This window comes from Bacillus sp. V5-8f (assembly GCF_002863565.1).
Taxonomy (GTDB): Bacteria; Bacillota; Bacilli; order Bacillales; family DSM-1321; genus Peribacillus.
In genome coordinates this window covers 494,452-518,332 of the sequence record NZ_PGUW01000004.1, presented here as the reverse complement: position 1 = coordinate 518,332, position 23,881 = coordinate 494,452, and the positions used below count along the sequence as shown (strand labels likewise).

The window sequence follows — 23,881 nt, the reverse complement described above, 5'->3', positions numbered from 1 at the left end:
ATTTGACTGATCAGATACATTGGCGCCAAGAGTGAAGCGAAGGGATTTCTTTTTATACAAAAAGGGCCTCCATAACGGATGGCCTTCTCATGTTAAAAATACTTCTTTTTCCAAAAAATAAACGCTGTTGCACCCGCCAGGCCAACTGCGATTAGAAGTGTAATCACAAAAGCAAATTGGTTATGTTCAAATGGCAGCTTCACATTCATTCCGAAAAAGCTCGCAACCATTGTAGGAAGTGTTAAAATGATCGTCACCGAAGTCAAAAATTTCATTGCGATATTGACATTGTTTGAAATTATCGATGCAAAAGCATCCATCATCCCGCTCAGTATGCTGCTGTGGGTTTCCGCCATCTCTATTGCCTGGGTGTTTTCGATTATAACATCTTCAAGCAATTCCTTGTCTTCTTCATACATTCTCAAATAATTAAACCGAAGTATTTTGTCGAGAACTACTTTGTTTGATTTTAACGAGGTAGTAAAGTAAACCAGGCTTTTCTCCAAAGTTAAGAATGTATAAAGCTCTTTATTTTTCATAGACTGGTGGAGCTCCCGTTCGGCTTCATTTGAAATTTTGTTTATTTGCTTTAAATATCGCAAATAATAGGAAGATATTTCGAATAGGAGCTGTAGGGCAAATCGCGTTTTTTTATTGGTATAAAAATCTTTCTTCCTGTTCATGATGAAATTTTCCAAAACAGGGGTTTCTTTTAACGAGATCGTAATAAAACATTCTTCCGTAAAGATCATCCCAATCGGTATCGTTTCATATATCGCCAATCCTGTATCATCACGTGCAATGTAGGGGTAATCTACAATGATCAGGACATTCCCGTCTTCCTTTTCGATACGAGAGCGTTCTTCATCGTCAAGGGGGTCCTTTATAAAATTGACAGGCAAATCAAGCCTGGTGCAAATCTGTTCGATTTCGTCCTCGGTCGGAGCCACCATATTGATCCAGCAGCCCTTTGATATCTCGGAAACGGTTTCCAACCGTCTGTCTTCAGTTGTCTTATAGATGGCCAGCATTTATTTACCTCCTCTTCATTCGTTTAGAGGAAGCCATTCCACCTTTTTCGAATTGATACTTTCAGAGCTCTCAAGTTCATGGCTTCAGCCTCCTCTTTTTTGCTGGGATCAGGATCGTAAGAACCACTCATTCTGGTATCAACTCCCTTTTATTCTAATTATCTCAAAATACATTTATAACATTCTTGTAAAACAACACCTTTTATCTTAATCCTTGTCAGTACAAAGTACAATAATGTTTTTCTCAGCTAAGGAAAACAAAATTTTCTGTTTCTTATTGAATAGGAAGTATTTTGGTAATTGGAGAAATTATCGTAACCTTATAAATGCCTATGGAATATAATTGTTTGAAAACCTAATTATCTATCTTTGCCAGGAGAGGTTGGAACATGGGAATTCGAATTTTTCAGGGCTATGACCACACCTTAGAGAATTCCGACATCAATATTGTGATTGATGTCATTCGCGCATTTACCGTTGCCCACTATGCTTTTGAAAGGGGAGCTAAACAAATCCTGCTTGTTGGAAATGTAGATGCAGCCATACAATTAAGAAAAAGCCATCCGGCCTATTTATTGGCAGGAGAAATCAATGGAATCGCAATAGAGGGGTTTGATCTAGATAATTCTCCTCTAACAATCATGGAATGCGATGTAAAAGATAAAACCATTGTCCAAAAAACAACCAATGGAGTAAGGGCTGCACTAAACTCTTTAAATGCAAACGAATTATTTGTGACCGGCTTTTCCAACGCACGGCAGACTGCCCAATATGCGAGGAAACGTTATCTCTCTAGTAATGAAACTGCAAAGATCAATATCATTGCTTCCCATCCCTCTGGAGATGATGACCTTGCCTGTGCCGAATATATCCATAGCATAATCGCTGGTTCTAATACAATTTCGACGGAAGAAGTGGTGGCCAGAATAAAGAATTCACATGTGGCAGAAAAATTCTTTGATGAAAGCAACCCATATTTCCATTACAAAGACATAGCAACCTGCAGCAAAGAAATAAACAGCAATTTCTTGATGAAAGTGAATCAAGAATGCGAAATACCGACGATTGAGAGGTTCTTTATATGAATCTAACCGGACTTGCCGTCCCAAGACGTGAGAATAAACCAAGGACGAACGGACTCACAATTGTAATTGACAATGGCGCCCCCCTCCAGTTTTTTAAGGATACTGTGAACAGTGCAAGTGATTATATTGATTTTATTAAATTCGGATGGGGAACATCCTTGGTGACCAGACATCTTAGGGAAAAGATTGAGTGTTTGCAAGAGAATAACATCGAATATTTTTTCGGGGGTACCCTTTTTGAAAAATATTTAAGCCAAGGGAAGATTGATGATTTTTATCAGTACTGCAAAAAAAATCATTGTCGCTTCATTGAAATTTCAAATGGTACTATTGATATCTCCAATAAAGAAAAAGCACGATTTATAACAGATTTTTCAACGGAATTCAATGTGTTAAGTGAAATCGGAAAAAAAGACATCGACCTTGCCGAGCTACAGAGCGACTCAGAATGGATGGAATATATTCATGAAGACCTGGAGGCTGGCTCCCTGAAAGTGATTACGGAAGCACGAGAAAGTGGAACGAGTGGGATTTGTTTAAAAGACGGAACGCTCCGTGTCAAGCTAATTGAACAGTTTCTTACATCCGGCATTGCTATGGAACGGCTAATTTTTGAAGCACCGACTAAAAAAATGCAAACTTTTTTTATCAAAGCTATAGGACCTAATGTGAATCTTGCGAATATCCCCTTAACAGACCCTATCGCCTTGGAAACATTAAGACTCGGGTTACGCTCCGATACGTTCGACCTAGAAAGTGCACAGGAGATAGGATATGCGGGATACAAATAAAGTGTTTCATTTGGCGATACCTTGCAAAGATCTGGATGAAACAGTGGTATTTTACGAGAAGCTTGGATGCAACGTGTGCAGGAGATATAATGACCGCGCCACATTTAATTTTTTTGGCGACCAACTCGTATGCCATCTAAAGCCGGAAAGTATCGAGCCAGAACCTGCCATGTATCCAAGGCACTTTGGAGTAACTTTCTTTAATAAAGATGAATATGATACTACCCTTTCTTACGCTTATACCCGCGAACTTCCCTTTTTTCTTGAACCTAGAACAAGGTTTAAGGGTATGCCTGAAGAACACCTAACTTTCTTTTTAATCGACCCTTCAAACAATCTTCTTGAATTTAAGTACTACAAGGATCAGCAAATGGTTTACTAAAATGTCTGGGCTTTGACTTCAATAACTCATTAACGCATTGACGCGCTGGGGGTCTGACCTCTGCGCGTTTGTGTGTTAACGCATTGGTCATGCCCGTTGTTCTCAATTGAGAAGGTATGCCGATCGGACTGTTTTTCGCCCGCACTCTTGCCATGCGAGCACCGTCATTGTAAAATTCATTTCGGTTCATGGGAATATGTGAGGATAAACACGACTCTACAGTATGAAACAGAAGTGTGTGAATCAGGAAAAGATAAAAAGGGGAAATTAATCGTTGGGATTTACAAAAAATGAAAAGTTGAGCATATACAACGGCATTGCGTCTACCGCTTCCACCACCATGGTGAATGGGTATATTCCATTGTTTGCAATTAGTGTCCTTGGTGCTTCTAATAATCAAATGGGTCTTATTACATCCTTACCGTCCATCATCGGAATGCTTGCTCTGATTCCGGGCGCCATTTGGCTCAATGAATCGAAAAGTAAGAAAAACTTCGCAGTTGCCTCCACTTTTGCCACAAGATTCTTATTTATGTTGATTCTGTTCATTCCGTTTTTTTCTGAAACCGGTTATGCAGCTTGGCTGCTTGTTGGATTAATTGCTTTATTAAATTTTCCTGGAGCGCTTTCCAATTTGTCCTGGCAGTCCATGATTGGGGATATTGTGCCTGAAGACCGCAGAGGAAACTTTTTCAGTTCGCGAAACAGGTGCAATACGTTGCCGCATTGGCCGTTACTTTATTCACAGGCCTTTTTTTTAGCTTATTTAATAAGCAAGATGCGTTTCCTTATCAAATTCTCCTTGCTATCGGTTTTCTACTTGCCCTACTGGAAATTATTTTCCTATTGAAACATAAAGACGATTTTCCTACCTCCGAAAAAAAACAAGAAACAATGAAAAGGCAAAAATTGTCGCTTACCGTTTTTAGGTACAAGCCTTATGCTGCCTTTCTGGTGTGTGCGATTGCTTACAATATATCTGCCCAAATGGGCTGGTCGATTTTTAGCATCTATCACATTAAGGAGGCCCATGCTACAGCCTTATGGTTCAGTTTATTTTCAGTTACAAATCAGCTGGCGCAAATTCTCAGCCTTAAATGGTGGGCAAAATTTGCGGACCGATGGGGAAACAACATCCTTTTATTTGTTGCAGCTGCGGGCATGGCATCAGCTCCTGTTTTGACAATATTGTCTACAAACCTGGTGTATATTACATTAATTAATTTTTGGATCGGGATCTTCGTAGCCGGAACAAATCTGCTTTTGTTTAACCAGCTTTTAAAAGCGACTCCAGATAAATCACGGACGAACTACATTGCAAATTATAACTTTTTGCTCGCAATTGTCGGATTTATTGCCCCACAGATGGGTGTTTTTTTACTAAATCAATTTGGCATGGATTCCGCAATGACGCTTGTATCAGCCGCAAGGTTTGCCGCTTCATTTTGTTTTCTCTTTGTTGCGATGAAGCTCGAAAATCGCAAAGCTTTCCGAGGAAGTCCAATTGAAGACAGCGTTTAACACAAATGAAAGGAAGCCAGCCAGGCTTCCTTTTATTTTTTCTCTTACGCATCATGATGTAGACCCTATCCTTTAGGGCCATGGTTTAATCTAACCTGTTTCTGGATTTGTATCAAAACCACTTTACGGTACGAGAAAACTGGTAATAAAAAGAGGCTGCCCCCTTAAGACTGCTCAAACACCCTAGCCGCAACATCCAAAAGCTTACTTTCTTCCGTTCCTTAATTTCTTGCGGGAGATGAGCCGAATCAATGGAGACAGCCACAATATGATCTTAGAATTTTTTTCCTAATTCTTTTGCTCGTGCAATTCCATCCTGTTTGATTTCTTCTGCGCGATCCGGGAATTGGTTATGACCTTCGATGAACAGCCCTTCCACAGATGGGACACCAAAGAAGTCCATCATAATTTTGATATATCTGTGGCCCATTTCTATCTCAGACATTGGCGGTTCTGAATAAATTCCGCCTCGTGCCTGAATATGAAGGGCTTTTTTGTCAGTTAAAAGGCCTACTGCACCTTGTTCTGTATATTTAAATGTTTTACCTGCTTGTCCAACAGAGTCTAAATAAGCTTTCATTACCGGTGGGAAAGAGAAGTTCCATAACGGTGTAACGAAAACATATTTGTCAGCAGCAACAAATTGGTCACTGAGCTCGTTCAAACGGCTCACTTTCCGTTGTTCCTCTGCTGAAAGCTGGTCGAATTGAGAACCTGAACGCAACTTGCCCCAACCGCTAAAAATATCAGCATCAAGCTGTGGGATATCCAGGTTATATAGATCTAAGTGGACGACCTCATCTCCAGGATTTGCTTCCCGGTAAGATTCAATGAACGCTTTTCCTGCTGCCATACTGTAAGAAAGTGTTTCGTCATGTGGGTGTGCGGTAATGTACAAAACTTGTGCCATATGAAATTTACCTGCCTTTATTGTTTTGTGTTTTGTGATGGGCAAAAAACCCACCACCGGTAAAGATCTCGACAAGGTGCCCAAAACGTAAAGAGCCGAACACGCTGGCCCTTTTTATTTTTTGCTTAATATCTTTTTTTACAAAGGGAAGTAATTCCTTTATAAAAGCGGAAAATATTTCGGATTCTATGTCGATTACTTTACGTAACCTAGTATAGTATCGTATATTAATAGTGTCAAGGCATTAGTTATTAAAAAGTCAATCTGTTACAATTCCTTTTTTCGGGCTATAATATATGTATAGAGGTGATGAATATGGAGAAATCGACGATTTGCCCTCGTTTTGAAAAAGGAATGCAAATACTGAGTAAACGCTGGACTGGCCTAATTGTCAGCCAACTTCTAAACGGTCCACAACGATTTTGTAACATTGAATCCTCATTTCCGATTAGCGGAAGAATCCTTTCAGAACGGTTAAAGGATCTCGAGCAGGAAGGGATTGTAAAGCGGGAGGTTTACCCAGAAACGCCGGTCCGCATAGAATATTCTTTAACGGAAAAGGGAATAGCTCTTGAGCCGGTAATCAGGGAAATCCAGAACTGGAGCACGGAGTGGATTGAACCTGCTAAATAAATATAAGGTTAAAAGGAGGCCAACCAAGGTCCTCCTTTTTACTCATTCTCAATCCGTTTTTCCACCCGTTTTTTCGAAGGGTTGCAATTTGGAGGCTGTGTTTGGGTCGATTCCGCTACCTTCATTAAATAATAGCACTCTTCCCTTGCCATATGATCAGCCATCAATGCAGAAAAGATTCCCAATGTCTGCTCGGATAGCTCATATTCCTCAAGCTCCCCCAAAAAAACTCGAAACAGCTCTATTTCAAGCTTTACATCTTTATTCATCTTTTGCAAGGCAGGGAATTTATCAAGATTCGTTCGCAAATACCCCGTAAGTTCAACGGCCTTCAAATAAAAGTCCTCAAATTTCTTTGAAAAAACGGCGGATTTAAGCTTTAAATCCTTTTCTACGGCATCCATTGTATCATTTATTATGCCTGCATGGCCTGCTGCATCTATTAGCCACAGAAGATGGTGATGGAGTTCATGAAAAATCGGCGGTTTTTCTCCTTTCTCAAGGTAACCAATAACGTTTAAGTATTCCTCCAGTTCATTTACCATGTGGTTAATGAACGTTGGAGTCATATTGATTTTTATTGTGCCGTTCAGATGCCTTCTAATCAAAGATAACTTGAATTCACGAAAGCGGAGCGTCAGCTGTTTTACATTGCTTGTAAAAGGCACCAACTGGTTTTCTGAAAGATTCGGCAGACCGTTCAACATGGCATCATAATTCTGTTTAAAGTATTGTGCCTTTTGTATATCTTGAGCTTCTGTCGGCGCAAGTGTATTTAAAATAAATCGTGAATGATCACCTAGCACCTGAAGCCAGAAGCTGTGCTCAAACATGGCTTCCTCTTTATATGACATGAAACTCCTCCTCTCTCCTCTCTTTATATATTCTGGTAGCGTTTTTTTTAGAATGGAATTCATAATCTCCCTTCAGGTGGAGAATAGTTTATTCATTGTATCCGGGTGGTATAATCTTCAAATATAAGTTTAAAACTAGGTATATTTCCTACAAGGTATTGTAATTCATTTCAAAGGTGGGGGCGACTGGATGAGACAAACAGATTGTGTAATTATCGGAGGAGGCATTGCGGGCTTACAGGCTGCCATCCAGTTAGGAAGGTATAACCATGATGTACTGGTACTTGACTCTAACCAGGGAAGGTCAACAATTTGCAAATGTTACCATAATATATTGGGATGGCCTGACGGTGTAAGCGGGGCTGAACTAAGGCGGCTCGGTAAGCAGCATGCGGAGAAATATGGCGTTTCTTTTTTACAAGATAAGGTTGTAAGCCTAACAAAAAATGAAGGACGGTTTGAACTGGGAACCGAGAAAGATGGGAAGTATTCGGCAGCGACTGTTTTCTTGGCTACTGGGCTAGTCGATAATCTGCCCAGCATCGAAAATTTGGCGCCTTGCCTTGGCAAAAGTATTTATGTATGCCCCGACTGCGATGGATATGAGATTTCAGAAAAAAAAACGGTTGTTCTAGGAAATGGAAATACGGGAGCAAATATGGCGGCTATGCTCACATATTGGTCGGATAATATCATTTATATTAACCATGGCAAAACCCAGATTGATGGGAGTGCTAAAGAAGCGATAGACAACCATAATATACCGCTAATTACGGAACCTGTTTCAAAAGTCATCCTTGACCAGGATGAAAATCTAAAAGGCTTTATGCTCGAGAGCGGCCAAATCATTGAAGCGGAACGAGGATTCACCGGCTTTAGCGGAAACAAGTTAAATTATGAGCTTGCTAAACAAGCAGGGGTATCCTTAAATGAGAAAAAACATGTAATTGTAAACCCTCGCACAAAAGAAACTAATATAGAAGGAATATGGGCGGGCGGAGATCTAATCGCACATTCCGAGCAAACAACCATTGCAATGGGCGATGGGTCCCAGGCGGCAATCTGGATCCATAAACGGTTGATGGGAGAAGGACCTCCAAAAGATTGATTGTTTGTTATTATATCTCGGGGGCGAAGGAATTATAAATTTTACACTATTTTTGGTGCTCTAACTAAGAAGATTACTTGTTAAAGCAAAAAAGAGGTGTTCGACGACACCTCTTTTTTTATTAGCCATTTTCCAGCTTATTTTCCTTTTACACGTTAATCTAGAGCAGCTTTACCAGTGGATAAAAAAAGAATCTTCTTCTACTTGAGTAATGAATGATTGGCGGGTTATCCGAGCAATTGGAACACAAGTATGGAGCCATGGAATTAAAAAGAATATCTACTTTTGCATCTCTTACTTTCCATTTCTCATGGTGAATATCGCCCCTAAGCAAGTGACCCCCGTGGAAGGAGTACATACAGTACCTTTCTAATAACCAGTGGTCAACAGAACCCGGCTCGGTTTCATATAAAGTTTCGCTTGGCTTATAAGATACATCCAGCGACTCGAGTAAGTCCCCTTCCTTTAGCCGCTCACTTATTAACCGAAATGTTTCCCGTTCTTCTTTAAACCTTATTTTCGCCTGTTTATACGGCAGGCCCGTACCAATTCTTGCTCCAGCAACAGCCAGAAGATGATCTGCATCCAAGCTAAAAAAGTAAATGCCCGGAATCCCATCACGTACCACATAGGTCCTTACGTTTAACTCTAAATATGAATGTAAAAAAGGCAACGGCGGGAGACCTCTCACCCTCATATTTGTAATCCTCAAGGGTATGATGCTTATCCATGCTTTCCCTTCAAAAGTATCCAGCATGAGTTCATCGGGAATATATTTTTCAACTGCTTCGGGCTGAATCGGATAATGCAAAAAAAGCAAATTCCTCCATACCTGTGTCATAATCCAAGGTGCCTTTGGAAGAGGAAAAGGGCGATGGTCGACTTGTTTAAGTTCTTTATACATAACGTCACCTCTTTTGATGACATGGCTCGCCTGACGCGACCACGCATTAGGTGTTGGTCTCTATATTACATAATTCTCGTATGTTTAACAGAAAATAATAGAAAAATGGAAGGAGTTTGAATATGAAAAAATATATTCTTTCTTTTTGTATTGCATTTACCTTGTCGATTGGTTGGATCACAGGCGCAGTTTCTGCAGAGGGAGCCCAGGCACCCTTGCAAGAACGGACTATTGACCTCTCTCCAGAACAAAAAGCAGACTTAAAACAAATTCATAAAAATATTTTAGAAGAAAAGAAAAAGTTGATCCGGAAATATGTCGAGTTTGAAATCATTACAGAAGAAACCGGTGATAGGATCATAAAACGGTATGAAGATCACTATAAGATGGTTGAACAAAATGATTTTCTTATGCCACACCATCATTTTCATAATAAAAGATGGAAGCATAAATAGAGAAAGCCGGCACGGGCTGAGGCCGGCTTTTCCGTATAAAAGGCTGTCCTAGCATAATCCTGCTGGTTAGGTCAGTCTTTTTTGCATTGACAAGGAAACTCGCAATGTCCTTATGGTTGTTCCCGCGGTTAAATGTTGCGATCCCGGTTTTCTACCGTATCTCCTCGTCCTGCATAATGGTCGCTCATTTGTTCGTGTGTTTCCGCAAGGCCTGAAGAAACCTCTTCGTCCTTATTATAGTCTTCAAAATCAAAGGTTCTTCCTGCAATTTCAGTTGAATCAAACGATGGTTTTTTTTTATTATTTTCCATACAAATTCCTCCTGGTAGATTAGTCTACAAACTTTCCATAATCGGGCTTTGCAATCTCGTCAAATTCGGACACAAGCCTTTCCAGGTTAACCCTTAGTTCATCGCCTGACATAGGAAGTCCATGTCCAGTTATGGCCATTGTGGGATTTAGAGCCGCGAGCTTTTCCACCGATTTCTTGGAAGCTGCCCAATCTGGAGTTAGATATCTCGGGGGGCCACTAATTTCTTTTTCCTGGGTTATCACTTTATACAGTGATTCCTGTTTGACAGTTACGAACGCATCACCGGCGATTAAAGCCCGATCTCTTTCCCTAAATAAAGAAATGTGGCCTTCGGTATGCCCCGGTGTATGGATCCATTTCCAGCCCGGCAGCACAGGAATCGACCCATCCGCTGGCAAAGCACGGACATGTGTCCCTAAATCAATTCCTTCGTTTGGGAATAATTTTGACATTTTGGCCACCATTCCGCCCTCAACTGTAGAGTCTGGCTCCGGGTAATCCTTCTTTCCAGTCAAATATGGCATTTCCAGTTCGTGAGCATATACCGGAACATTCCATTGTTCAACCAACTCAAGCAAGGCGCCGACATGGTCAAAATGGCCATGTGTAAGAATGATGGCTTTTGGAGGAACATGTTCTCCGTAAATTTCCCTTGCAGTCCCTATGATTTCATCCGCTGACCTAGGCATTCCGGCATCTATCAAAACCCAATCGTCGTTCGTGCCGGGATTTCCAATGTAACAGATATTGACGATCTGAATCGGCAAGCAAAAAATATCACTCGAAACAGCTATATTGTCGCCGCTTGTGACAGAAGTGACGGGAATGAATTTCTTACTTATATTATTGTCATCCATTATGGAATCCTCCCTTAACAAACTGCGTTGTTAGTATTATCATTCCATCCCAGAAATATGATGGTTAGTAGAACTTAAAGAGCCTCCATCCGTCCCTTTCCCTATTTTTCCTAAATTACTCATCTAGTTATGAAAAAAATCTGCCCGCAACGCACAGGCAGATTGAGAAATTTAATATACGTCCTCCCTTGTAAAAACCACAAAGGAAACAACAAGGGCCGAAGCCCACCAGAAAAATAAAACCAATAGTGATGAGAAAAGCGTCATTCCTTCAATCGGAGGGGCCACCCCATTTAAATAATTTGTAAGCTTTAAATTCACCATAAATAAGTACTTTGCAGACTCCCAAGAAGATACCATATTGCTAAGAATCGCGCCCGAAATTAGTGCAGCAAGCATTACACCCATTCCGGCAGCGGTACTCCTAATTAAAACGGACAGCATAAATGCAAGTGTACCGACAACAACAGCGACGAACCAGACAAGCCCAAAATCCATGAGAAGAAATTTCCACTGCTCAACGAGCCGAACCTCGCTTGTATTCAGATTCCCTCCGGTTACAGTAAAGCCCGTAATAATAGGTGCGTTTATTCCCTTATAACCAAATACAATGCCTGAGAGAATATAGGATAATAAACCTGCCATAGCGATAATCATTGATATCGCCAACAGTAAGGTAATATACTTGCTGAGCAAAATCTTCCACCGCTTCACCGGCCTTGTCAGCAGCAGTTTCATGGAACCTAGGCTATGTTCTGACGAAACAAGGTCACTTGCAATAATCATGACGAGGAGCGGTATGAATAGGTCACTGGAATTTTCGACGAACATCCTCATAAAAGAAGGCGCTCCCGGTTCCGTAGGATTAATGTTATGGTCAAGATAATATTGCTGCTGTTTCATTGTAACCTGAAGCTGTTCCCTCCAATCATCGGACATCCTGCTCGAGCCAAGCCGATTCTGTATATCTATGATCTGCTGTTGAACAGCAGCCCTCCAATCTGCAGTACCAAGCTTTTCCCGTTGTTCTTCCACTTGTTTATACTGGGCATAAGTAAAAAGCAGTACAAGAACTGTGACGATGATTCCGATCACATGCAGCCGTTTTCTTGCCAGCAATTTCATCATTTCATTTTGGATTAATTTAGCCAATGCCGCCACCTCCCCCTCCAGTCAATTCAAGGAATAATTCCTCTAAGGCGGGAAGCTTCCGATTCATTTCCATTACAAGAACGCTCTCTTTTGTCAATTCACGGTTCCAGACACCCGCCTTCCCTTCTTCAAAAGGCGTAATGATATAGCCATCTTCCGTTATGATAACTTCGGTTAAGCTGCTTAATATTTTTTTTCCTTTTTCAAACGGCTCCAGCTTCCAAATCATTTTTTCCTGTTTATTGAGAAGATTGTGGACCGTATCAACTTTAATAATTTCCCCGTTTGAAATAATGGCAACACGGTCGCATAAAAGTTGGATTTCGCTTAATAAATGGCTGGAAACAAGGACACTTAAGCCCTCTTCTTCGGCCAGAGTTCGAATAAACTGCCTCATTTCCTTGATACCTGCAGGGTCCAGCCCATTTGTTGGCTCATCAAGGATTAACACTTTTGGTTTATTTAATAAGGCCTGAGCTATTCCGAGCCTCTGCCTCATTCCCAGCGAATAGGTTTTAACCTTGTCATGAATGCGGGTTTGCAGACCTACCAAATTAACCACATGTTGTATTCGTCCTTCATCCGCATCAGGAAGCATCCTGGCAAAATGAAGAAGATTATCATAGCCGGATAAGAATGGATACAATTCAGGGTTTTCTACAATACACCCCATATACTGCATGGCCTTCGTGAATTCGCTTTTCACGTCATATCCGCAAATCCGTATGACTCCTGATGTGGGCTTGATCAAACCCACCAGCATTCTGATCGTCGTAGTTTTACCAGCGCCATTCGGACCAAGAAAACCGAAAACTTCCCCTTCATGGAGTTGAAAATTTAAGCCTTTAATAATTTCTTTCTTCTTTATTGTCTTTCTTAAGTCGCTAACTGAGAGAGTAACCTTGCTCATTCCTGCTTCTCCTCCCATTTAATCAAAGGGGCAACTCGTTCAGCTATCAATCGGTACCCTTGTTTATTCGGATGGAATCGATCGGTGTAAAGATAATCATCAACAGATAATTGAAAAATGTCGTAGGTCGGTACAAACACGACATTGGAAAAGGCAGCGCTTGTTTCTTCACTCAACCTATTCCATTCCCTTACAACCCGGCTCGTTTCATCTCCATCTTCCAGTTTGATAAATGGATTGTATAAGCCAACAAAAAAGATTGTTGCGTTATGATTTGCGCCACGGACATCTTTTAGTATCGATGTAAGATTCTGGATAAAATTCACCTGAAGCTTGCTGAGTGAGCCAGGGCTATAATCCAGCAGGGTTTGTCCTCCTCTGAATAAGTCATTTCCCCCGATTGTAATCAAAATCGTATCAGCTGCACCTAACTGGCGGCGGACCTCTCTTTGCTTTACCTGCTTTCGCAACTCTCGTGACGTTTGTCCGTTAATTCCGAGGTTATGAACCGTAACCTTTCCCTCAAACCGTTTCTTAACATCTTCAGTTACAAGCCCGACATATCCCTTTCCAGTTTCATCGCCCGTCCCTCTTGTTAATGAATCTCCCAAAGCAACAATAGTCAATTCCTGGCCATCCATTTCATTGACGGGTCTTTCAGGTGTATGTTTTAACCCTGTTGCAGATTGTCCTCCATAATAATCCTGTACTGCCCATACAAAACCTGCTAACCACACTATCCCAAGTACGACAGAAAGGGAAGTCACGAGTTTCACACTGTTTTTGCGCAGAAAAACCATCCTTTCATAATCACTTGCACAGGATGTGCTGACGTGATGCTTGCCCAAGGAAATGGCAACTTTTAGTCGACATTCCTGTTTGCTCTTTCGATTTTTGTTGATACAACCATTAAAACATAACTTGTCTTTAATTGAAAAAGAGTCGTACCTAATGCCATCCGAAAACGCAGGAATACAAAAAAACCAGCCCCCGAAGGACTGGTTTAATTTCGAATATGTAAGCCGCGCTTGCCGTAGCCAGATAAGAAAGTTTTAAACCACCACTCCTCAAAGTGGGTGTTTGCAGAAACGTTCCTGTTTATCCTCTATCAGTGATAAAGGCCCGCCATTCCGGTTTCAATATAAAACTCCCTATTACAGCTTAAAGGTTAAAACTTTATTATGCAATACGTACAACGCAGCTATATAATTATAATACACTAAACTTATGTAAAATACAAAGGTGTTTATTTCCAGATATATAAGAAGTAAGCCGCGCTTGCCGTAGCTAGATAAGAAAGTTTTAAACCACCACTCCTCAAAGTGGGTGTTTGCAGAAACGTTCCTGTTTATCCTCTATCCGTGATAAAGGCCCGCCATTCCGGTTTCAATATAAAACTCCCTATTACAGCTTAAAGGTTAAAACTTTATTATGCAATACGTACAACGCAGCTATATAATTATAATACACTAAATTTCTGTAAAATACAAAGGTGTTTATTTCCAAAAGTGTATAGAGTAAGCCGCACTTGCCGTAGCTTTGTTAAGAAAGTTTTAAACCACCACTCCTCAAAGTGGGTGTTTGCAAAAACGTTCCTGTATATCCTTTGTCCGTGACAGAGGCCCGCCATCTCCGTTTTAATATAAAACTCCCTATTACAGCTTAAAGGTTAAAACTTAATTAAGCTATACGTACAAAGCAGCTTATGTTCTAATACTACAAGATCCGAATAAAATCCGCAAGGTGTAGGTTTTCCCAGTACTTCCGGCTACCTGGAAAAAAGTCTATGAGCTTTCTGTACGCTTTTTCATCAATTTTTGTACCTTCTGTGTCGGTGTCCAGCAATTGAATTGGTAAGTGGTTTTTGTATCGAACCCAAGGCGGGAACAATAATATCTCATAGAGCTTTCCTTCTTTTCCGCCCGAAAATGGATACACGTGGCACAGCAATGAAAATTCATGGTTTCCCCGCTCCCGTATCAAATGTGGTTGCAAAACGAATATACAACAAATGTTATTCAATTAGCGCTGTTTGGGCCAAGTTAAATTTCCTTTTCTAGCCTTATGAGCCAGAATGTCAGAAGCACACCAATAAACGAAAGAATACCCAAGAAAAGATAAACGCTATAAATACCGTTTTTGTCCATTACAATTCCTGCAGTAAAGGTACTAAACCAGTTACCCAGACCGTTTCCAATCGCGGAATACACCGTTACTGCGGTTACAATAATATGTGCCGGTATGATCCGGCGGATATATTGGAGCCCCGCCGGAATAAACAGACCCAGTGAAAAGCCTTGGATTACAGACGTGACATATATAATCCCAAGTTCAGGTTCAGTGAAATAAAATATCCACCTTACCATTGAAGCAACCCCGGCGACTAGCGTTATGGGAAGAAGCCCTAATTTGCTGATCCAGCCTGCCGCAATCCTCATGAACGGAATTTCAGAAAGCACGGCAAGTAGAAAAGCAATCCCAATACCGGTATATGTTCCTCCCCGCGCCTCTACAAATAAACCATAATAGACATTATTGGCAAGATTCGGCCCAAAAATCAGAAATGTGACAGCAAGAAAAATCAAAAATCGCTTGATTGTAAACAATTCCTTTATTCCTTGCGTGATTCGCCCATTGGAATCCTGTCTTTCCTGCGGCAATTTGAGTGCAAGCATTGCCGCCAATGCCAATGCAAGAAAGAAAGCATAGAAAATCACTGTGGGACCTATGTTTGTTTCAGACAAGCGCCCCATTGCAAAGACCGCTATTCCGAAACCAAGTGAACCAAACATACGGAGGCTTCCGTAGTTCGCCTTGATCTTGTTAGTGTATTGGAGAGAAATGCTATCAGAAACCGGGATGATCGCGCTTTGGAAGATCGCCAAGAATACAGCAACCGCTACCAACAGGAGATACTGATGCAGAAATAAATATCCCAATCCAAAGACTCCTGCAAGCAGGGTAGCAATTGACAAGATTTTTGCAGGCTTTCCCGTCCAATCGCAAGCCATTCCCCATAATGGCTGAAAGATGATCATGAGCACCGGTCCAACCGACATAATTGTCCCTATTTGATATCCGTCCAACTGCTCCACTTCTTTTAAGTATACGCTTAATAAAGGGGTGAGGCTCCCCATCGCAAAAAAAGCGAACAGATAAAAACCCTGCAGCCTCATCAGGTTAAGTCGAATAGATTTTTCCAAAACTATGTATCCCCCAAGATGTCGTTATGTTCTCGCTTACGCTAATTAAAATAAAAATTGTCCGAATACTCATCCGGACAATGTTATTCACTGACCTTCAGTGCGATGTTATCAATAACCCCACATGCACTGTATTACAGTATGGTGAAACGGAATCACTGTGATCAAAATATATACAACATCAACATTATAGTATTACTAGAAAATTTTTACTAGTATTTCTATAATGGATTCATAACTACATAAAAAGTGCAGAGCCATAACTGGTCTGCACCCTATGATTTAATTCTGGCTTTCGTCTGTTACTTCCTGGGTAGTTTCGTTTTCAGTTTCTGTTTGTTCATTTGTGCTTTCTTCCGTGCCTGTTTCCTCATCTACACTTTCTTCAGGGCCTTCTTCTGTGTTTTGTTCTGTGTTTTAAGTTTTTTCCGTATTTGTTCCTTCCGAACCAGAATCCTCACTGCAACCTGTGGCAATACCTGTTAACATGAAAGCCGGAAAGCCGCCATCAACGCCAATAACCATTGTTTTACATTTTTCATTTTTCCTTTGCCTCCTTGATTGTCCAATATGGATTACAAGCCTATCATACAATTTTTCCGGACAATGGAAAGGTGAAATTACAAATCTTAACTTTCGTTAACCCTTTCTTTAACTGGGCTTGATGATATTCATCATTTTTTTTTTTAGGAATATCAGTGCTTATTTCCCATTCTATTCAATACTCATACACCAAATAAAAAAACAGGAACATGTTGTCCCTGTTTCTTCCTACTTATGCAGTTTTCGTAGGTAGAACAATGTTAAATCGGGTTCCTTTGTTCAGTTCACTCTCAACTAGAACACGGCCATGATGGCTTTCGATAATCCTAAAGCTAACCATCAATCCCAGGCCGTTTCCTGTTTTCTTTGTCGTATAAAAAGGCTCTCCTAGCCGCTTTAATTTATCCTCGGGTATTCCTACTCCGTTATCCGTTATGGATATTTGAACGTCCCCGTCTTTCCACTGGACCGCTACATCAATTGTGCCGCCATTTGGTATAGCCTCCATCCCATTTTTTAAGAAATTCAGGAAGACCTGCTTCAATCGGTTTTCATCGCATAAAACAAGAATTTCATCTTTCTCAGCAGCATGAAAATGAAGGTGGATGTTCCGTTTTCGGGCTTCGAATTCAATCAAGGACACCACATTTCGGACAACAGGGATAATATTCTTTATTTCAAGATGAACGGCTTTTGGTTTTGCCAATACCATAAAATCCTCCACGATGTTGTTCACGCGCTCGATCTCTTCTAGGATAATATCTAGAAACTCCCTTCTTGAGGGATCAGACTCATCTAATTGAAGGAATTCGGTATACCCCTTCATGGAAGTTAACGGATTGCGTATTTCATGAGCAACCCCTGCTGCAAGCTGGCCGACCGCTGCCAATTTATCCTGCCGGTGAAGCACTTCTTCCGTTTTCTTCCTTTCTGTAATATCATTCCGGATTGCCAGGTATTGATAAGGCTTACCGTTTTCTCGAAGGAAAGGTACAATCGTGGTGTCCACCCAGTAGTAAGTACCATCTTTTGCTCTATTCTTGATTTCTCCTTTCCATACCTTCCCATTCCCTATCGTTTTCCACAGCTCCAGAAAAAAGGATTTCGGATGATAACCGGAGTTTAAAATGTTGTGATTTCTACCGATTAGCTCCTCATGGCTGTACCCGGAAATATCACAAAATTTATTATTAACCTGTGTGATGATTCCTTTTGCGTCCGTAAAAGCGACAATAGAGGATTGTTCGAGTGCATAATGGATATCACGTACATCTTTGATCGAATTCTTTAAGCTTTCTTCCGCTTGTTTTCTGTTGGATATATCGGTACGGATCGAAATATACTGATAAGGCTTACCATTTTTCATAAAGGGAACAATTGTTGTATCCACCCAATACCATGTCCCATCTTTAGCTTTATTGCATATTTCCCCTTTCCAGGTCCTCCCCTTTGAGATTGTATTCCAAAGCTCTGCGAAAAAAGCTTTCGAGTGGTAGCCAGAGTTAATCACCGCATGACTATGGCCAATGAGTTCTTCCTCATTATATTTGGAGATTTCAATGAATTTTTGGTTCACGTAAGTAATAATGCCCTGAGCGTCAGTGATAGCCACAATCGTCGACTGGTCCAAAGCAGATCGAATATCCTTGACGTGCTGAGCGCTCGCAGCAAGGCGCCTGCTAATGGCTGCACTAGATCCAAGAAGGCCTGTTAATATCAAAATGGACATGAATATGACCAAATAAACGATGAATGGCGTTTCGTTTACAAGCTGGTTGATCGTTCTCACAGGAGCATCAACAGGCAGTGCTCTTAGCAATAACAAATGCCCTTGTGCGATGGCACCAGTAATTATAAAAGTCGAAACCGGCTTAAACCATAGGCGGTTCGATGTCCCCATCCTATTTGAATAAAATAACACCATGAACGCAAACAAAAATAAACAAAAAATAAGAACAATAGTGAATGATAGCAAATAAATATGAATGTTTAAGTTATAATTCAATGAATACATGCCAACGACATAATTAGAAAGGAGGGCGACTGTTAGCAGGAGGCTACAAATGCCCACATTTGTGAACCGGATCCTTTGGGTTGTGACAGAAAAAAAGCCCATCGATGCCAATGCCATGCCTAGAACGATCGATAAAATGGCCACCGGCACATTATAAGTTGCAGCACCGCTTATATCAAAGGCCAAAACACCAAAAAAATTGAGCGTCCAAATTCCGATGCCCATCGAAAAACTCGCTCCAAGAAAAAGAAATCTCTTATTACGTTCCGCTGTTTGAAGCATGGTCAACAAATCGAGCGCTGTATACGTCGCGATAAACGTTAAGATTACTGCCACCAATAATAAAATCGGATTGGTAGAAACGATACCGGCATCCATTATTATTAATCACCTTTTCCTGTCAAGACTTACTAATCATCTTATCGTATTTGCACTTGTACAACAATAACTTTACGGCTGTCTGCGCGCTATTATTAGGATAAAAGTATTAGATAATTGTAAAATCTTCCCATTCTTCAGGGAGCATGTGTTGGTATTTGGATGTCAAAAAACGATCATCAGCCAGTACAATCAGGCCATGGTCTTGCTCTGACCGAATAAGCCTCCCCCCTGCCTGCAGGACCTTATTCATACCTGGGTATACATACGCATAATCAAACCCGTTCTTTCCTTGTCTTTGAAAATAATTTTTAATAATATCCCGTTCGAAACCAATCTGAGGCATTCCGACACCAACTACAATGACGCCGTTTAGACGATCACCCTTTAGATCGATACCCTCTGAGAAAATACCGCCCATTACGGCGAATGCTAGCAGAGTAGATTCGTTTTCTTCCTGGAACCGCGTTAAGAAAGCATCCCTTTCAGCGTCTATCATATTCGGGCTTTGAATGAGGGTTTTAATACCAGTTTCCTTATTTAAAGCTTCATATATTAAATTCATGTATTGATAGGAAGGGAAAAACGCTAGATAGTTGCCCCTTCTTACGGTTAAAATACTTTCTAACATGTCGATAATTTCTCCCTTAGATGATTCACGATCCCTGTAACGGGTCGACACCCGTTTGATATAAACCTCCGTTTGCTCACGAGAAAAGGGTGAAGAAATAGAAATGGAATAGTCATCAACCGACGCGCCAAGCATTTCTTTGTAGTAAGGCATCGGCATTAAAGTTGCTGAAAAATGAATCGTCGCCCTGAATCCGGCCGAGATTTTCTGAAGCAGCTGTGATGGGTCAAGACAGAATAGTTTTAGCCTAACTTCATTGCGTTTTACTTCTGCATAAATTGTATAATGTTCATCATACAATTGAGAAATCCTTAAGAAATTCTGCGCAGCAAAGTACACCTCAAGCAATAGACCTTTATCCCCTTCATTCACCGACACGGATAAAAATTGTTCCGCAGCTTCCACGCACTGTTTAAGAAGTCCAATTAATGTTTCCGGTATGGCACTTAATTCGAAGGCATTCATTGATTCGTGCTCTTTTTTTAAATCGATGAAAAATTGATTTATTTCTTTAAAATGGGTGAAGAGGCCTTTATCAATATTCTTAAACTCTCTTTTCAACTGTAGAAATGGTGATTTATTTAGCTCTGCCGAAAACATGTCCCTGCCCCGGTCCACTAAATTATGTGCCTCATCAACAAGTAATACTGTTTTTTTCTTATGCTCCTCCACGATGCGTTTTAGCGAAACTCGCGGATCGAATACATAGTTGTAATCACAGATGATGGCATCGGCCAAATAGGCAAGATCAAGCGAAAACTCGAAAGGGCATAATTTGTGTTTTCTGGCATATCGTTGAATCACCTGACTATTCAATATATTTTCGTTCATTAATATATCAAGTATGGCATCATTAAGCCGGTCATAATATCCATCAGCAAATTCGCATTCCTCTTTCGTACATAATGTTTCTTCCTGAAGGCAAACCTTCTCCTTAGCAGTGATGGTAACTGTTTTGAGCGACAGGCCATCTTTAGTCAATAGAGAAAAGGCGTCCTCTGCCAACTGCTTTGTTGTGGTACGTGCAGTCAGGTAAAAAATCTTTTGAACCATTCCTTCCCCCATTGCTTTTAGGGACGGAAAGATGGTCGAAATCGTTTTTCCTATTCCTGTGGGAGCATTAACAAATAAACTCCTTTGTTCCTTTATGGTTTGATAAACAGCTCCCGCTAGTTTTCTTTGGCCCTTTCTATATTCCGAAAATGGAAAATTGCATTCCCCTACGGTCTGATTTCTGCGGATTAAATGTGTTACCTGCCATTTCGCAAATGGATAATACCGTTCACTGACTTGATGAATAAAGGCCTGTAAATCTGTAAAAGAATACAACTTTTGGAAACGCTTGATCTGTTCTGTTTCTGTATGAACATATGTCAGCTGCACATTTATTTGATCTAGCTCATTTGCTTTTGTATACATATATGCATAGCATTTAGCCTGTGCCCAATGGACCGGATGGCTGTCTGCAGATACCAAATCAAGACTTCTGGTTGGATTTAATTTCATCAACCGTGACGGTCCCTTCATCAAACAAAAGCCCGTCGCACCTTCCTTCGATTTGAAAGGTAATGTCCTTATATTCAAGATCTGTCTTAAGGAAACATTCATTTTGGTCTTTTTCTCGATATTGTTTTTGGATTTTTTGGTGGACCTTTGTCCCTTCCGCCATACTATTATTCATATAGTAGCGCGTATCGAGGCTGCCACTACGATAAACATACTCAACAAACGATCTTACCGAAATGCGATAGCTATAATTCATAACATCACCTGATTCATTTAATATATTTCTTATTAAATCATATAAATAGGATAGAATATACGGCATGTAGAAAAGGGCAGTACTGACTATTTTCTGTGTGTGTAGAGGTTGTAAAAAATAATATCCATTAATTTCATTCGTAAAAACCCCAAATAAAATATAATAGATATATACAAAAAAAAAATCAAGGGGGTGTATCCATGCCGGATACTGTGCCAGAAACGCCTGTAATTGAAATTCCCATTAAAAAGGCCCAGCATAAAAAGCTGCCCGCCACCAAGATCCTTCAGCGCGGTTTATTAATTACCCTGGGAGCAATACTGATGGGTGTAGGCCTTGAAATATTCCTTGTTCCAAATAAGGTTATTGACGGGGGGATCACAGGGATATCAATCATGCTTTCTTATGTTACGGGCTGGCAGCTCGGAGTGTTTATCTTCCTGCTTAACCTTCCATTCTTTTTCCTCGGATATAAACAAATAGGGAAAACCTTCGCCCTATCTACTTTGTATGGAATTTTTATACTCTCAATCACTACCTCACTCCTTCACCCGGTGCCTGCCTTAACACAGGATATCCTGCTAGCGACCATTTTCGGCGGACTTTTTTTAGGTGCCGGGATAGGAATCGTGATCAGGTACGGAGGTTCCCTTGATGGGACTGAGATCTTAGCAATCCTTGCGAATAAAAAACTCCCTTTTTCCGTAGGCGAGATTGTCATGTTCTTTAATTTATTTATTCTAGGATCGGCCGGTTTCGTGTTTTCATGGGATCGAGCCATGTATTCGTTGCTAGCCTATTTTGTAGCCTTTAAAACGATGGATATCACGATAACTGGACTGGATGAATCGAAATCAGTGTGGATCATAAGCGAAGAGTACCGGGAAATAGGGGATGCCATTATCAACCGATTAGGGAGGGGCGTTACTTACCTAAAAGGAGAAGGAGCATTTTCTGGAGATAATAAAAAAGTGATTTTTTGTGTAATTAACCGTTTGGAAGAAGCAAAACTCAAGGAAATTGTCAGTGAGTATGATCCTACAGCCTTCCTGGCAGTAGCTGATATCGCAGAGGTTCGCGGCGGCCGGTTTAAGAAGAAGGATATCCATTGATTATGTAACCAAGAATATTAGAGGCTATGCAAAAAAAACAAAGGGTCTGACCCGACTGCATTTTATACAGACCACGAATCAAAACCCTTATGATACAGCCTTAGCCAATAATCTTTATTTCATTCCCGGATTATTGATCGCTTGGAGCATTTTTGTTGCAGCCTGCATTTTACTGTTACAAAGCGGGCAGCTTGGTTCATCGCTGAACGTGAAATTATCTCGTACCCATCCTTTACAAGTTTCGGATGTGCACTGCCATACTTTTGTTTCTACGTGGACGATTTCTTCTGGATTAATTCGTCGGTACATATATCTCACTCCTTTGATTTGTTCGTGCCATCTCTTTGCTTTAAACAATCTTCAATGAAGCAGATTGGTAAACCAGTAAAACTGTTTCCAAATTTATTATAACATATAATGATGGACAAAAAGGAAAGAGGCTATCTCCTTCCAACGAGATAGCCTCAGCATGTATACATGCGATTGTCTTTAACACTTTTTCCGGGCAACTAGCTATAAATGAACGGCCCGTTGTTCGTTAAGGACTAAAGAGTAATTTTTCGCGCCAAACCCAACACAATGAAAGCCCTGCCTCTCTTCCATCCATGCGGTTCCTGGACCGCGCCTGTTGGAATCAGGTTTCAGCTTCATAGCACATGTTTATTAAAGGGTATTGTGAGTCAAAGATGATCTGGAGCAGTTTTAGCGTTTTTTTCTTTTTGCAAAAATCGCTTGCTTTTAAGCATTCCAAATAGTAGAAGCAGTTAATGTGGAAGGATAAAACACATGGGGATTATCAATTTTTGTAACTAACTTATTCTAAAGCATTCTGACTTTCTTTGATTAAACATCTGTTTCATTTTACTTTAATTTACTTTAATAAAAATGTGTACTTATATAAATTACCCTCACTGTTATCCACGTAAACATAAAGAACAACAGAAAATGAATTATACCACCTATAAACCCAAAAGTCAACATTCCACTCACATCCCAAAGGTAAAAAAATTGAAAGCCACTAATGAAAGTGGCATATCAAAGTTTATCAGCGAAATGAATTATATTCAGTTTGGATTTTCGGGAGCTCCCTAATTTCCTCAAGCAAATTTCCGCCGCACATTGGGCACGTTTGATTATCAGACGAAAATTCCTTTCTCATCCATCCATTGCAATTTGGGGCTTCACAAGCGTATACGACCGTGTCTTCCATGATCACTACGGGTTCCTCAGAATTCTTTTTTCCAAAGTACATGAGTAACCTCCTTTTCGATTCATAAGAAAGCCGTGTAAGCTCTCTTTTGCCTACTTAGATAGTATACGCAAGTTCAACCA

23 protein-coding genes, 3 other RNA genes and 1 pseudogene are annotated in these 23,881 nt (G+C 40.6%); 9 read left to right on the top strand and 18 right to left on the bottom strand.

From position 1 onward, the window contains the following. Positions 1–92 precede the first annotated feature (92 nt). Positions 93–1,031, bottom strand: a complete 939-nt coding sequence (locus tag CUU64_RS06660; protein WP_101632466.1) for a magnesium transporter CorA family protein — start codon at positions 1,029–1,031, stop codon at positions 93–95. A gap of 389 nt (positions 1,032–1,420) precedes the next feature. Between CUU64_RS06660 and CUU64_RS06655 the strand changes: the two genes are divergently transcribed. From CUU64_RS06655 to CUU64_RS06635, 5 genes and pseudogenes are all read left to right on the top strand, one after another. Further along, a complete protein-coding gene (locus CUU64_RS06655; protein ID WP_101632465.1) occupies positions 1,421–2,116 on the top strand; it encodes a 2-phosphosulfolactate phosphatase in 696 nt (231 codons plus the stop codon). Beyond that, positions 2,113–2,907, top strand: coding sequence for a phosphosulfolactate synthase (locus tag CUU64_RS06650; protein ID WP_101632464.1), 795 nt, complete (start codon positions 2,113–2,115; stop codon positions 2,905–2,907). Before CUU64_RS06655 ends, CUU64_RS06650 begins: the two co-directional genes overlap by 4 nt. After that, on the top strand, positions 2,891–3,289 hold the full coding sequence (locus tag CUU64_RS06645) for a VOC family protein (protein ID WP_101632463.1): 399 nt from the start codon (positions 2,891–2,893) through the stop codon (positions 3,287–3,289). The genes CUU64_RS06650 and CUU64_RS06645 overlap by 17 nt, the downstream gene beginning before the upstream one ends. 340 nt (positions 3,290–3,629) lie before the next feature. Further along, a pseudogene (locus tag CUU64_RS22505) lies at positions 3,630–3,926 on the top strand (MFS transporter); the annotation flags it as partial. Between the two features lie 71 nt (positions 3,927–3,997). Continuing rightward, positions 3,998–4,810 carry an MFS transporter gene (locus tag CUU64_RS06635; RefSeq protein WP_101632461.1) on the top strand — a complete coding sequence of 271 codons (813 nt, stop codon included), beginning with the start codon at positions 3,998–4,000 and terminating at the stop codon, positions 4,808–4,810. 274 nt (positions 4,811–5,084) lie between these two features. Here CUU64_RS06635 and CUU64_RS06630 read toward each other — a convergent pair whose 3' ends face one another. Beyond that, entirely contained in the window at positions 5,085–5,720 is a 636-nt protein-coding gene (locus CUU64_RS06630; RefSeq protein WP_101632952.1) for an FMN-dependent NADH-azoreductase, read from the bottom strand. Positions 5,721–6,035: 315 nt separating this feature from the next. Here CUU64_RS06630 and CUU64_RS06625 point away from each other — a divergent pair, with 315 nt between their 5' ends. Continuing rightward, entirely contained in the window at positions 6,036–6,353 is a 318-nt protein-coding gene (locus CUU64_RS06625; protein WP_101632460.1) for a winged helix-turn-helix transcriptional regulator, read from the top strand. A 38-nt stretch (positions 6,354–6,391) separates the two neighbouring features. On the opposite strand, the gene CUU64_RS06620 is transcribed toward CUU64_RS06625, so the two are convergent. Next, positions 6,392–7,207, bottom strand: coding sequence for a DUF2935 domain-containing protein (locus tag CUU64_RS06620; RefSeq protein ID WP_101632459.1), 816 nt, complete (start codon positions 7,205–7,207; stop codon positions 6,392–6,394). Positions 7,208–7,397: 190 nt separating this feature from the next. Between CUU64_RS06620 and CUU64_RS06615 the strand changes: the two genes are divergently transcribed. Then, a complete protein-coding gene (locus tag CUU64_RS06615; protein WP_101632458.1) occupies positions 7,398–8,315 on the top strand; it encodes an NAD(P)/FAD-dependent oxidoreductase in 918 nt (305 codons plus the stop codon). Positions 8,316–8,475: 160 nt separating this feature from the next. On the opposite strand, the gene CUU64_RS06610 is transcribed toward CUU64_RS06615, so the two are convergent. Further along, positions 8,476–9,219 (bottom strand): YqjF family protein, encoded by a 744-nt coding sequence (locus CUU64_RS06610; protein ID WP_101632457.1) that lies wholly within the window; start codon positions 9,217–9,219, stop codon positions 8,476–8,478. A 122-nt stretch (positions 9,220–9,341) separates the two neighbouring features. Here CUU64_RS06610 and CUU64_RS06605 point away from each other — a divergent pair, with 122 nt between their 5' ends. After that, complete coding sequence (locus CUU64_RS06605) at positions 9,342–9,674, top strand: DUF2680 domain-containing protein (RefSeq protein WP_101632456.1); 333 nt, start codon at positions 9,342–9,344, stop codon at positions 9,672–9,674. 128 nt (positions 9,675–9,802) lie between these two features. Here the strand turns inward: CUU64_RS06605 and CUU64_RS06600 are convergent, their stop codons facing one another. The 12 genes from CUU64_RS06600 to CUU64_RS22915 form a co-directional block, all read right to left on the bottom strand. Continuing rightward, a complete protein-coding gene (locus CUU64_RS06600; RefSeq protein WP_101632455.1) occupies positions 9,803–9,985 on the bottom strand; it encodes a YozQ family protein in 183 nt (60 codons plus the stop codon). A 19-nt stretch (positions 9,986–10,004) separates the two neighbouring features. Beyond that, positions 10,005–10,844, bottom strand: a complete 840-nt coding sequence (locus tag CUU64_RS06595) for an MBL fold metallo-hydrolase (protein ID WP_101632454.1) — start codon at positions 10,842–10,844, stop codon at positions 10,005–10,007. A gap of 171 nt (positions 10,845–11,015) precedes the next feature. Beyond that, entirely contained in the window at positions 11,016–11,996 is a 981-nt protein-coding gene (locus CUU64_RS06590; RefSeq protein WP_101632453.1) for an ABC transporter permease, read from the bottom strand. After that, positions 11,989–12,906 (bottom strand): ABC transporter ATP-binding protein, encoded by a 918-nt coding sequence (locus tag CUU64_RS06585; RefSeq protein WP_101632452.1) that lies wholly within the window; start codon positions 12,904–12,906, stop codon positions 11,989–11,991. Before CUU64_RS06585 ends, CUU64_RS06590 begins: the two co-directional genes overlap by 8 nt. Then, the gene (locus tag CUU64_RS06580) at positions 12,903–13,754 is read right to left on the bottom strand and encodes a GDSL-type esterase/lipase family protein (protein WP_257985441.1); all 852 of its coding nucleotides are present in this window, start codon (positions 13,752–13,754) and stop codon (positions 12,903–12,905) included. Before CUU64_RS06580 ends, CUU64_RS06585 begins: the two co-directional genes overlap by 4 nt. A 167-nt stretch (positions 13,755–13,921) precedes the next feature. Further along, positions 13,922–14,113: non-coding RNA, 6S RNA (gene ssrS / locus CUU64_RS06575), on the bottom strand. Positions 14,114–14,171: 58 nt separating this feature from the next. After that, a non-coding RNA gene (ssrS, locus tag CUU64_RS06570) (6S RNA) lies at positions 14,172–14,363 on the bottom strand. A 58-nt stretch (positions 14,364–14,421) separates the two neighbouring features. After that, positions 14,422–14,614, bottom strand: a non-coding RNA gene (gene ssrS / locus CUU64_RS06565) — 6S RNA. Positions 14,615–14,948: 334 nt separating this feature from the next. After that, positions 14,949–16,109: an MFS transporter gene (locus CUU64_RS06560; protein ID WP_101632451.1), complete on the bottom strand. Its 1,161-nt coding sequence runs from the start codon at positions 16,107–16,109 to the stop codon at positions 14,949–14,951. A gap of 775 nt (positions 16,110–16,884) precedes the next feature. Next, the gene (locus tag CUU64_RS06555) at positions 16,885–19,044 is read right to left on the bottom strand and encodes a PAS domain S-box protein (protein WP_101632450.1); all 2,160 of its coding nucleotides are present in this window, start codon (positions 19,042–19,044) and stop codon (positions 16,885–16,887) included. A 109-nt stretch (positions 19,045–19,153) separates the two neighbouring features. Next, positions 19,154–21,181: an ATP-dependent DNA helicase gene (locus CUU64_RS06550; protein ID WP_308302345.1), complete on the bottom strand. Its 2,028-nt coding sequence runs from the start codon at positions 21,179–21,181 to the stop codon at positions 19,154–19,156. Further along, positions 21,153–21,437 (bottom strand): hypothetical protein, encoded by a 285-nt coding sequence (locus CUU64_RS22915; protein ID WP_308302338.1) that lies wholly within the window; start codon positions 21,435–21,437, stop codon positions 21,153–21,155. Before CUU64_RS22915 ends, CUU64_RS06550 begins: the two co-directional genes overlap by 29 nt. A 200-nt stretch (positions 21,438–21,637) precedes the next feature. On the opposite strand from CUU64_RS22915, the gene CUU64_RS06545 reads away from it, so the two are divergent. Further along, positions 21,638–22,549, top strand: a complete 912-nt coding sequence (locus tag CUU64_RS06545; protein ID WP_101632449.1) for a YitT family protein — start codon at positions 21,638–21,640, stop codon at positions 22,547–22,549. Positions 22,550–22,663: 114 nt separating this feature from the next. Here CUU64_RS06545 and CUU64_RS06540 read toward each other — a convergent pair whose 3' ends face one another. Continuing rightward, positions 22,664–22,858, bottom strand: a complete 195-nt coding sequence (locus tag CUU64_RS06540; RefSeq protein ID WP_101632448.1) for a cold-shock protein — start codon at positions 22,856–22,858, stop codon at positions 22,664–22,666. Between the two features lie 736 nt (positions 22,859–23,594). Next, entirely contained in the window at positions 23,595–23,801 is a 207-nt protein-coding gene (locus CUU64_RS06535) for a cold-inducible protein YdjO-related protein (RefSeq protein ID WP_101632447.1), read from the bottom strand. Positions 23,802–23,881 lie beyond the last annotated feature (80 nt).

Bases quoted from the DNA above. Each gene is read 5' to 3' on its own strand.
- CUU64_RS06550 (WP_308302345.1), bottom strand. From the start codon at position 21,181: ATGAAATTAAATCCAACCAGAAGTCTTGATTTGGTATCTGCAGACAGC.
- CUU64_RS06625 (WP_101632460.1), top strand. From the start codon at position 6,036: ATGGAGAAATCGACGATTTGCCCTCGTTTTGAAAAAGGAATGCAAATA.
- CUU64_RS06660 (WP_101632466.1), bottom strand. From the start codon at position 1,031: ATGCTGGCCATCTATAAGACAACTGAAGACAGACGGTTGGAAACCGTT.
- CUU64_RS06645 (WP_101632463.1), top strand. From the start codon at position 2,891: ATGCGGGATACAAATAAAGTGTTTCATTTGGCGATACCTTGCAAAGAT.
- CUU64_RS06585 (WP_101632452.1), bottom strand. From the start codon at position 12,906: ATGAGCAAGGTTACTCTCTCAGTTAGCGACTTAAGAAAGACAATAAAG.
- CUU64_RS06605 (WP_101632456.1), top strand. From the start codon at position 9,342: ATGAAAAAATATATTCTTTCTTTTTGTATTGCATTTACCTTGTCGATT.
- CUU64_RS06650 (WP_101632464.1), top strand. From the start codon at position 2,113: ATGAATCTAACCGGACTTGCCGTCCCAAGACGTGAGAATAAACCAAGG.
- CUU64_RS06595 (WP_101632454.1), bottom strand. From the start codon at position 10,844: ATGGATGACAATAATATAAGTAAGAAATTCATTCCCGTCACTTCTGTC.
- CUU64_RS06540 (WP_101632448.1), bottom strand. From the start codon at position 22,858: ATGTACCGACGAATTAATCCAGAAGAAATCGTCCACGTAGAAACAAAA.
- CUU64_RS06535 (WP_101632447.1), bottom strand. From the start codon at position 23,801: ATGTACTTTGGAAAAAAGAATTCTGAGGAACCCGTAGTGATCATGGAA.
- CUU64_RS06615 (WP_101632458.1), top strand. From the start codon at position 7,398: ATGAGACAAACAGATTGTGTAATTATCGGAGGAGGCATTGCGGGCTTA.
- CUU64_RS22915 (WP_308302338.1), bottom strand. From the start codon at position 21,437: ATGAATTATAGCTATCGCATTTCGGTAAGATCGTTTGTTGAGTATGTT.
- CUU64_RS06655 (WP_101632465.1), top strand. From the start codon at position 1,421: ATGGGAATTCGAATTTTTCAGGGCTATGACCACACCTTAGAGAATTCC.
- CUU64_RS06555 (WP_101632450.1), bottom strand. From the start codon at position 19,044: ATGGATGCCGGTATCGTTTCTACCAATCCGATTTTATTATTGGTGGCA.
- CUU64_RS06545 (WP_101632449.1), top strand. From the start codon at position 21,638: ATGCCGGATACTGTGCCAGAAACGCCTGTAATTGAAATTCCCATTAAA.
- CUU64_RS06620 (WP_101632459.1), bottom strand. From the start codon at position 7,207: ATGTCATATAAAGAGGAAGCCATGTTTGAGCACAGCTTCTGGCTTCAG.
- CUU64_RS06630 (WP_101632952.1), bottom strand. From the start codon at position 5,720: ATGGCACAAGTTTTGTACATTACCGCACACCCACATGACGAAACACTT.
- CUU64_RS06600 (WP_101632455.1), bottom strand. From the start codon at position 9,985: ATGGAAAATAATAAAAAAAAACCATCGTTTGATTCAACTGAAATTGCA.
- CUU64_RS06610 (WP_101632457.1), bottom strand. From the start codon at position 9,219: ATGTATAAAGAACTTAAACAAGTCGACCATCGCCCTTTTCCTCTTCCA.